Raw genomic sequence first — 2,958 nt, 5'->3', positions numbered from 1 at the left:
CTCCGCGCCGCCGGGCGCCGGGATCGCGCCGCGCGACGCGCGCGAGCGCATCGTGCTCGACGTCTGGCGCAAAGTGCTGCAACGCGACGATCTGGGCGTCACCGACGACTTTTTCGAAGCAGGCGGCGACTCGATCCTCACGCTGCAGATCGTTGCGCGACTGCGCGAGGCCGGCTATGCGGTCACGCCGCGCGAAGTGTTCGACGCGCCCAGCGTCGCGCGTCTGGCCGCACTGATGCGCGAGCAGGCCGGCGTGGCGCGTCAATGGAGCGAACGGCGCGCGCCGCTCGCGCTCACCAGCGCGCAGCGCGGCTTCTTCGAGCGCCATCCGGATGCGCCCGCGCACTGGAATCAGGCAGTGTGGCTCGACGTGCCGACGACGCTCGACGCCGAGGTGCTGCGCGCCGCGCTCGACGCGCTGGTCGTGCGCCACGACGCACTGCGTCTGCATTTCATGCGCGACGAGGCGCATGCCTGGCATCAACAGGTGCAGGGCGGCGGCACGGCGCGCTTCGAATACGCGCCGCACGACCCTGCCGCCTCGTTCGAAACGCGCTGCGCCGAAGTGGCCGCGCGCCTGCAACGCGGCTTCGATCTGGCGCATGGGCCGCTGTTCGGTGCAGCGCTGGTGCGCGCCGATGGCGCGAGCGGATCGGATCGCCTGCTGCTGGCGGCGCATCACCTGGTTGTCGATGCCGTGTCCTGGCGCGTGCTGATTGCCGAGCTGGGCGCGGCCTGCACGCGTCTTGCGCGCGGTGAGGCGGCGTTCGCGTCGGCCGCGCCGTCGATGCCGTGGAGCGCCTGGGTGGAGGCGTCGCGCACGTCCGTGGCTGCATCGGCATCGCTCGATGAAGACGCCGCGTTCTGGCGCGAAGCCTTGCGTGACGCTCGCGCGCTGTGGCCCGCCGAAGCCTTGCAGGGCCAGCGCACGCGCGACGCCCGCACGCTCACCACCACGCTCGACGCCGATACGACGCGCGCCTTGCTGCAACGCACTTCGCACGCGCTGCGCACCAGCGTCGACGAGGTGTTGCTGAGCGCGCTTGCGCGCGCCTGCGCCGCATGGGGCGGCGTGCTCGTATCGATGGAAAGCCACGGCCGCGCCGTGCGCCGCGACGATCTGGACGTGGCGCAGACGGTGGGCTGGTTTACGACGCGTTACCCGCTGTGGCTCGCCGCGCAATCGGCTGGCGCCGCCACTCTTGAAGGCGATGGCGCCGATGCCACTGATGCCACCGATGCCACCTTACGCGCCGTCAAGCGCGCGGCGCGCGGGGCAATCGCGCACGCCACGGGCTGGGCGCGCGTGCAGCCGACGCTGCGCGAACTTGCCGCGCCGCAAGTGAGCTTCAACTACCTGGGCCAGTTCGACGACACGCCGGGCGAGGGCGGCTTCGCCTTGCGTGCCGAACTCGCCGATGATTGCATCGACGCCAACTGCGCGCTGCATTACGCGCTCGACCTCAACGCCATGATTGTCGCGGGCGAGTTGCGCGTGCAATGGCGCTACGCCAGCGGCCTGCTCGATGACGAGACGGCGCAGGCGCTCGCCGCGCGTTTCGAGGCGCAATTGCGCGCGCTCGTCGCGCATTGCGCGCAGGCCGCGCCGGGCGCGACGCCCGAAGATTTCCCGCTGGCCGCGCGCGCCGGTCTGGACGCCGCCACGCTCGCGCGTCTGGCGCTGCCGTTCCAGAACGTCGCCGATCTCTATCCGGCTACGCCGGTGCAGCAAGGCCTGCTGTTCCACGCGCTCGACGGCGCGGCCAGCGGCGTCTACGTGAACCAGAAGCGCCTCACGCTCGCGGGCGCGCTCGATGCCGACGCGCTGCGCGACGCCTGGACCGCGGCCCTCGCGCGCCATGACGCGCTGCGCGTGTCGTTTGAATGGGCGCATGGCGGCGTGCCGCTGCAGGTGGTGCATCGCACACTCGCGCTCGACTGGCAGACGAACGACTGGCGTGAGTCCACGGCGGCGGCCTTTGAGGCGCGCCTCGACGCGTGGCTCGCCGCCGACCGCGCGCGGCCGTTCGATCTCGCGCACGCGCCGCTGTGGCGGCTTGCGTTGTTCGCGCGACCGGACGGCGCACACGATCTGGTCTGGACCACGCACCATCTGTTGACCGACGGCTGGAGCGCGGCGCAACTGCTCGACGAAGTGCTGGCCGATTACACGGCGGCGCGCGCGGGCCTCGCGCGGCCGGCGCAGTCGGGCGTAGCGCCCACATGGCGCGACTACGTCGCCTGGCTCCAGCACCATGCCGACGACGAAAGCTGGTGGCGCGCCCAGCGTCCCGCCGACGAAGCGGGCGCGAGCGCCTTGCTGCTCGACACGATTGCGCCGCCATCTTCATCGCGAGACACAGCGCAGCCGTTACGCGTGCAACGTGTTTTCGACGCCGCTTTCACTGCGCAACTGGCGCAGACCGCACGCGCCGCGCGCGTCACCGTCAACACGCTGCTGCAAGGCGCCTGGGCGCTGCTGCTGGCGCGCCGCGCCGACCGCGCGCGCGCTGCGTTTGGCGTGACCGTGTCGGGCCGTGGCGCCGCTCCCGAAGGCAGCGGCCGCACGGTCGGGCTCTTTATCAACACGCTGCCGCTCGACGTTGAGTTGCCGCCGCATGCCGATTTCGGCGACTGGGTTCGCACGCTGCAGGCCTCGAATGCCGCGCTGCGCGAGCACGAAGCGACGCCGCTGGCGCGCGTGCAGCAGTGGTGGGGCCGCAGTGGCGACGCGCTGTTCGACAGCGTGCTCGTGTTCGAAAACTATCCGGTCAGCGACGCGCTGCGCGCCGCCGACGCGCCCTTGCGCATCGACGCCGTGCAGGCCAGCGAGCGCAGCCACTATCCGCTCACGCTGACGGCGCTGGCGGGCGCGACGCTCGAACTCGGCTGGACCGCCGACGCCGCGCGCCTCGACGCCGCGTCGCTCGACGCGCTGGCGGATGGCTACGCCGCGCT

Annotated in this window: 1 protein-coding gene; it reads left to right on the top strand. The window is 72.0% G+C overall.

Annotation, left to right across the window (positions count from 1 at the left end; genetic code table 11):
• Positions 1-2,958: condensation domain-containing protein (locus F3J17_RS35840; RefSeq protein ID WP_240161279.1), on the top strand; the 2,958-nt coding region annotated here is incomplete at both ends.

It is taken from the genome of Burkholderia sp. Ax-1719, from assembly GCF_011753055.1.
Classification (GTDB): domain Bacteria; phylum Pseudomonadota; class Gammaproteobacteria; order Burkholderiales; family Burkholderiaceae; genus Paraburkholderia.
The sequence above is the reverse complement of the archived record's forward strand: the minus strand, read 5'-3'. Positions and strand labels throughout refer to the sequence as shown.